This window comes from Brevundimonas sp. (assembly GCF_041648055.1).
In the GTDB taxonomy this organism is placed as follows: domain Bacteria; phylum Pseudomonadota; class Alphaproteobacteria; order Caulobacterales; family Caulobacteraceae; genus Brevundimonas.
In genome coordinates this window covers 85386-92062 of the sequence record NZ_JBAZPS010000010.1, presented here as the reverse complement: position 1 = coordinate 92062, position 6677 = coordinate 85386, and the positions used below count along the sequence as shown (strand labels likewise).

The 6677-nt window shown below is 67.1% G+C and carries 6 protein-coding genes; 5 read left to right on the top strand and 1 reads right to left on the bottom strand.

Features of this window, described 5'->3' with window-relative positions:
* Positions 1–240: 240 nt before the first annotated feature.
* Positions 241–444 carry a hypothetical protein gene (locus WC585_RS15025; RefSeq protein ID WP_154725303.1) on the bottom strand — a complete coding sequence of 68 codons (204 nt, stop codon included), beginning with the start codon at positions 442–444 and terminating at the stop codon, positions 241–243.
* Positions 445–831: 387 nt separating this feature from the next.
* Between WC585_RS15025 and WC585_RS15020 the strand changes: the two genes are divergently transcribed.
* The 5 genes from WC585_RS15020 to WC585_RS15000 are packed head-to-tail and all read left to right on the top strand — an operon-like array spanning position 832 to position 6498.
* Positions 832–1362, top strand: a complete 531-nt coding sequence (locus WC585_RS15020) for a TetR/AcrR family transcriptional regulator (protein WP_196066300.1) — start codon at positions 832–834, stop codon at positions 1360–1362.
* On the top strand, positions 1359–3038 hold the full coding sequence (locus tag WC585_RS15015) for an MFS transporter (RefSeq protein ID WP_373258737.1): 1680 nt from the start codon (positions 1359–1361) through the stop codon (positions 3036–3038). Before WC585_RS15020 ends, WC585_RS15015 begins: the two co-directional genes overlap by 4 nt.
* Positions 3039–3055: 17 nt before the next feature.
* On the top strand, positions 3056–4168 hold the full coding sequence (locus WC585_RS15010) for an HlyD family secretion protein (RefSeq protein WP_373258736.1): 1113 nt from the start codon (positions 3056–3058) through the stop codon (positions 4166–4168).
* Positions 4168–5568 carry an efflux transporter outer membrane subunit gene (locus WC585_RS15005; protein WP_373258735.1) on the top strand — a complete coding sequence of 467 codons (1401 nt, stop codon included), beginning with the start codon at positions 4168–4170 and terminating at the stop codon, positions 5566–5568. The genes WC585_RS15010 and WC585_RS15005 overlap by 1 nt, the downstream gene beginning before the upstream one ends.
* A 57-nt stretch (positions 5569–5625) precedes the next feature.
* The gene (locus WC585_RS15000; RefSeq protein WP_154725307.1) at positions 5626–6498 is read left to right on the top strand and encodes an acyl-CoA thioesterase II; all 873 of its coding nucleotides are present in this window, start codon (positions 5626–5628) and stop codon (positions 6496–6498) included.
* The last annotated feature ends 179 nt before the right edge of the window (positions 6499–6677 follow it).

The following is a 6677-nucleotide window of genomic DNA, read 5'->3' as shown; positions in this document are numbered from 1 at the left end:
CTTGGCAGCCAATTTTGGGCTGGAGGGATTGGGTCTCATCTGCGTTCCTTACGTCACTGCGACGAGACCCAATCCCTCCATTATCCGCAACCCCAGATCTGTGCCAAAGGCGCTGACGCCGAACAGTGTCAATGCGAGACCTTCCTAGATATGATCCATCAATCTCGTAACATGAGCGCATATAATGATGGATGCCACCAGTCCCCAGTGTCCGCACGGGCCGACGAGTGTGAACGGAAATCAGGCGTTCGTCCTTCCAGTTCCATCTGGGGCGAGGGCGTAGCGCAGGTCGATGAGGACCGGATCAGGATCACGGGTTTCGCGCCCGCACGCCAACTGCTGCGTTGGGAAGGCCTCCGTCAGGCCGGTTTCAAGGCCGCGTTGCTTGAGCGGATCCGCAGCCGCGCGCGTATAGCGGTCCTTTTCCAGGAAGGCGAGATCCATCAGGCCCAACGCATCGCCACCGCCCGCTTCTTCGCACCCCGTGTGGTCGACACTCGATACCGCGCTCTGATGACCACGCTGAGTCTACGAGTTTCGCAACTCCGTCCCGGTCCGCGCGGCTTCAACTTCCAGCGGTTCGGCTTCGTTCCGGACGGCGCCCCACCAGTCGCTCGGACCAGTTCGGCGACAGGGCCTCGAAGAGGCAGTGCCAGACGCCCCGCCAACTCCAGCTGGTTGAACCGAATTAGACCGTTATGAACGGATCCGTACTCGGGCGTACAATCCACTCTGACTTCCACAGATCGTGACCCCACCCCCAATTGCAAAAACGGACGAAATAGTCCATTTGGTGCCCTAATGGGACAACAACGGGCGCAGAGAAGCGACGTGACGCGTCACCGTGAGCAACTGCTCGCGGCGGCCGGGCGGGTGTTCAGCGAGCACGGCGTCCATGTTTCATTGGATCTCGTCGTGCAGGAGGCGGGCCTCGGCAAGGGCTCTCTTTATCGACACTTTCCCGACCGGGCGGCCCTCATCATCGCTCTCTTCCAGCAAGAGACCGAAGCCATGTTCCGGCACGGAGAAACACTCCCGCCCGAGGCCGCCTTGCTGGGAATGCTGCGCTATCTGGTCGATGTCGCGGGTCGAGCGCCCGCTTTGGCCGATGGCTGGCGCATTGTCCCGATGGACCATCCCGACTATGCCGCAGGGCGAGCGCGCCTGATCAAGCGCCTCGGGGCCCCCCTTGAGGCCGCCCAGAAAGCGCGGCTGATCCGCCCGGACATCACCACCTCCGACATCAGCCTGATCATCCGGCTGATCACCATTCCCATGACGGGGCCGGACGGCGAGGCGCGGGGCGAGCGTGTGCTCGACTTATTGCTGTACGGCGCCCTCCTCTCCGGAGCGGCGGCATGAGCAAATCCCGATACGGCGAACTGCTGGAGCCGGTGCCAGACTGGGGTCCAGCCGAGGCGCCGATCTTGCCAGGCTCCCCCTCCACGCCGGATTTCCCGCCCCGAACCCGCATCGCCTACGGCCTGGTCGGGCTGCTGCTGGGGGTGACCGGCGCGCTTGGCAGCTCCCTGATGTCGGTGAACCTGCTCTTCGTCCAAGGCGCGCTTGGCCTCACTCCGACCGAAGCGGCGTGGATCGGCGCCGCCTATGTGATGGGCGGCGTCTCCATGAACCTGCTGCTGATCAAGTACCGGCAACAGTTCGGCCTCGATAGTTTCCTGGCGGTTTTCCTCGGCCTTTTCGCCTTCGCTGCGGTCGCCCAGGCCTTCATCGGCGACCCGCACGGCGTTTTCGCCGTGCGTCTGCTCAGCGGCGTGGCCGGGGCGGCCATGACCACCTTCAGCGTCTTCTATCTGTTGCAGGCGTTCGACGCCAAACGGCGCCTGGTCAGCTTGGTGATCGGCATCGGCCTGCCGCAGCTGGGTTTTCCACTGGCGCGCGTTCTATCGCCCGGCCTGCTGGACATTGGCGACTGGACCCAGCTCTACTGGCTGGAGGCGGGGCTAGCGCTGGCGTGCGTGGCCTGCGTCGTCAGCCTGCCGCTGCCCAGAGGCGTGCGTACTCGCGTGTTCGAGCGCGGCGACCTGCTCAGCTTCAGCCTACTGACGCTCGGCTTCGGCCTACTGACGGCCGTGATCGCGCAGGGGCGCCTGCAATGGTGGCTGGAAGCCCCGTGGATCGGCTGGGCGCTGGCGGCCTCAATCGGCCTTCTAGTGGTTGCGGCGGTGATCGAGCATCAGCGCGAGCACCCGCTGGTGGATACGCGCTGGGTGCTCACCCCCGCCTTTCTGCGCTTCAGCGTGTCGGTGCTGCTGGTGCGCGTGTTGCTGGCGGAACAGACCTTCGGCGTTCCGGGACTGTTGCAGGTGACGGGCGTGGGGCCGGACCAGCTTCGGATGCTGCACCTGGTCATCCTCGCCGCCGCCGTCGCCGGCATCGTGGTCGGCGCGCTGCTCATCGCCCTGTCGCCGAAATTCATCCTGCTGCTGGAGCTGGCGGCGCCCGCCCTGATCGCAGTGGCGGCCCTCATGGACGCGGGTTCCAGCCTCCTGTCGAACCCCCAGTCCTTCTATGTCAGCCAGGCTATCATCGGCTTTGCGGGGCCGATGTTCATGGCCGCAGCCTTCATGCTGGGTTTCCTGATGCTGTTCCAGCGTGGGACAGGTGCCCTGATAACTTTCGTGGTCGCCTTTAGCGTCACGCAGATGCTGGGCGGCCTTTTGGGACCGGCCCTGCTCGGCACTTTCCAGACCCTGCGCGCCAGCCACCACGGCGCCTATCTGGCCGAACAGATCGCGGTTTCCGATCCCCAGACCGCCGCCACGGTGCACGCGCTCAGCCTGGCGCAGTCCGCCGCCATCGTCGATCCGGCCCTGCAACAGGCGGCGGGCGTCACCAATGTGGCCCAGCAGGCCGCGCAGCAGGCCAACATCCTGGCGTTCAATGACGTCTTCCTCGCGATCGGGGTCGTCGCCCTGATCCACCTCATCGTCTCCATCCCCGCCGTCCTGGCCATCGGCGCCAAGCTGAAGACCGCCGCCATCCCCGGCGCGACGCCGGCCGAAGCCGCCGAATGATCGCTGAAAGACAGCCCATGACCCAAGCCGCTCCTTCCGAAACTGGCCCCGAAACCGCAGGAAAGGCGCGCCGTAAGCCCAGCCGGGCGACGCTGATCTCGCTCGCCGTCGGCTTGGTCGCCATCCTGGCGGTGCTTTACGCCTGGCGCCTGCCGCCCTTCGTCTCCGGCCTGGAGCAGACCGAGAACGCCTATGTGCGCGGCGAGGTGACGGTGATCGCGCCCCAGGTCGGCGGCTATGTGACCGAGGTGCTGGTTCGCGACTTCCAGATGGTGGAGGAAGGTCAGCCGCTGTTCCGTATCGACGACCGCATCTATCGCCAGCGGGTGGAGCAGGCACGGGCGGCGCTTGCCGCGCGCGAGGCCGAACTGTCCAACAGCGCCCAGGCTTCGGCGGGGCGTCGGGCCGCCGAAGCCGCGCGCGGCGCCGAGGTCGGCGCGGCCCTGGCCCAGCTTGAGCGAGCGCGCGCCGACCTGGCGCGGATAGCGCCCTTGGCGACGACGGGCGACCTCTCCCAGCGCGAACATGACGCCGCCACCGCCGCTGCGCGCCAGGCTGAGGCGGCCGTGCGCCAAGCCGAGGCCGGACGAGAGGCCGCCCGTCAGGACGTCCGCGCGGTGACCGTGTCGCGCGACAGCCTCGAAGCCGCCGTGGAGGGCGCCCGCGCAGCGCTGCGCCTGGCCGAGATCGACCTCGCCAACACCGCGGTCACCGCGCCGCGGCGCGGTCAACTGGGTCAGGTGGGCGCGCGCCAGGGGCAACTGGTCACGGCCGGAACACAACTGGTCTCCCTCGTCCCACCCGAACGCTGGGTGATCGCAAACTTCAAGGAACGCCAGACGGTGCGGATGCAGCCCGGCCAGCCGGTGCGCGTCACGGTCGACGGGCTGGACGACCGCCGCTTCACCGGGACGGTGCGACATATCTCGCCCGCCGCCGGATCCGAGTTCGCCCTCCTCCCGGCACAGAACGCCACGGGCAATTTCACCAAGGTGGCGCAGCGGATCCCCATCCAGATCGTGCTCGATCCGGGGCAGGATGGGCTGGACCGGCTACGTCCGGGAATGTCGGTGGTAGCGCGGGTTGATACGGACGCGGCGGCCGACCCGTCCGGGCCGGAGGCGCGGTGATGCGCCGTCATCGCTTTCGCGCAGGCCTTCCGGCTGCGGTCGGGCTTGGCCTGACTCTGGCCGCCTGCGCCACGGCCCCGGTGCCGTCGCTTCCAGGCGCGGCCGTCGAGGCGCCCGCGACCTGGCGGGCCGGGATTCCCGAATCGGGCGCGACCGTCGAGGCCGGCTGGTGGAGCGCCTTCGGCGACCCGCGCCTGACCGCCCTGGTCGAACAGGCGCTGGCGACCAACGCTGACCTCGCCATCGCCGAGGCGCGGGTCCGCGAGGCCGGAGCCTCGGCCGCAGGCGCGCGCGCCGCCCTGACGCCGTCGGTAGACATCGGCGCTGGCGTACAGGACCAGCGCCGCCTCACCGACCTTGGGATCGTCACCGAGACCCTGGCCGCCCAGCCTGAGGTCCGCATCGGCTATGAGGTCGATCTTTGGGGGCGGCTGAGGAACGGGGACGCGGCGGCGCGCGCCGGCCTGCAGGCCAGCCGCCATGGCCGCGATGCGGCGGCCCTGTCGGTCGCGGCGGCGACGGCGCGGGCCTATATGACCCTGCTGTCTCTGGACGCTCAGTTGGAATCCGTTAGGGATATACTGGAGAACCGAAGCGACGCTCTGGCGCTGATGCAACGGCGGGTAGATGCGGGCTACGCATCGCAACTGGACCTCGCCCGCGCCCGCGCCGAGCATAGCAATGTCGCCCAGAGGATCCCGGCGCTGGAACTGGCGGTCAGCCGGCAGGAGAACGCTTTGCGCTTGCTAACCGGCGGCCTGCCCGGCCCGGTCGAGCGGTCTCGCCTGCAAGACCTGCGCCTCCCCGTCATCGCGCCAGGCCTGCCGTCGAGCCTGCTGGCGCGGCGCCCGGACATCGCCCAAGCGGAGAGCCAACTCGTCGCCGCCGACGCCGCCTTCGCCTCGGCCCGCGCGGCGCTTCTGCCGCAGGTTCGCCTGACGGCGGCTGCGGGCGGGCTGTTCGTCGAACGCCTTGACCCGATCTCGCTCTGGACCCTTGGCAGCAGCGTGCTGGCGCCTCTGTTCGACGGCGGCCGCCGCGAGGCGCAGGCCGACGCCGCCGACGCCCGCCGCGAACAGGCCGCCTGGGCCTATCGCCGCGCAGTCCTAGGCGCATTTTCGGAAGCCGAGAGCGCCCTGGACGCCTTGGTCCGTCTCGGCGCCCAGCGAGCCCGGCTGAGCGATCAGAGAGATGCCGCCGCCGAGGCCGCCGTACGTGCCGGACGCCTCTATGATGCGGGGTATGTCTCGCACCTGGATCAGTTCGACGCGCAGCGCCACAGCCTCGAAGCAGACCTTGCGCTGATTCAGGTCAAGGAGGCGCGGCTCAACGCCGCTATTGCGGTTTACCAAGCGCTGGGAGGCGGCTGGACGCCCGACGCCGACCAAGGCTCGGCATAGCCTGACAGCGCCAGCGTCACGGATGACGTCTCCCCGCGCCATCTTTAGGAAAATGGAATGAAGAACGAAAGCCACGCCCACCTCCAAGACTTGCTAAACCTGATTCAGATCAAGCCAGTCGGCGAGGATCGGTTCGTCGGACGAAGCAAAAACATCGGCACCAACGCTGTCTTCGGAGGGCAGGTCTTGGGACAGGCGTTGATGGCGGCAAGGCTGACGGTCTCCGAGGATCGGGTGGCGCACTCGCTGCACGCCTATTTCCTGCAACCCGGCGCGCATCAACCGATCGACTACGCCGTTGATCGTCATCGGGACGGCGGTAGCTTTTCTGCTCGCAGTGTTGTCGCTCGGCAGGATGGCAACCCGATCTTCAAGATGACGACGTCGTTCCAGAAACCTGAAACAGGACTGGACCGGCACGATCCGATGCCTGCCATACCCGGCCCCGAGCGGCTCCTCGAGGAAGCCGAACTCTTCGAGGCCGTGCGCGCACGTCTGCCAGAGCAGTTCCGCGACAAGTCACCGGTTCTCAACGGCCTAGACTACCGTCCCGTCATTCCGTTCGACTGGCTGGATCCCAAACCGCGTGAAGCACGCTCCTCGATCTGGATGCGCGCCTCTAGCGCCCTTCCGGACGACCGATTCATTCACCAAGCGCTCTTGGCCTACGCCTCCGACCATGGACCACTGCTGACCGCAACGTTGCCGCACGGGCTCAGCTATGTTCGCGGTCAAGTTAGGCTGGCGAGCATTGACCATTCGATGTGGTTCCATCGCGACTTTCGCATGGACGACTGGCTTCTCTATCATATCGACTCACCCAATGTGCATGGTAGCCGCGCGTTCTGCCGGGGTGCGATTTACACCCGCGCAGGCCTGCTCGTCGCGACAACCATGCAGGAAGGGTTGATGAGAACATGCGAAACGTAACACCAGGCGCGCACGGAGGCCTCCAGCTCTGAGCATGTCTTCGCGATTTGGGACCCAGGCCATCGAGAATAGGCAGCGCCCGCGGGCTTGGCGCAGCCATGGCCCCCGCTCGAGCACTCGACATCTTGAACGACGGACGTAGCCTGGGCGACGGCGAGTTCCGGAACGGATAGGTAGAG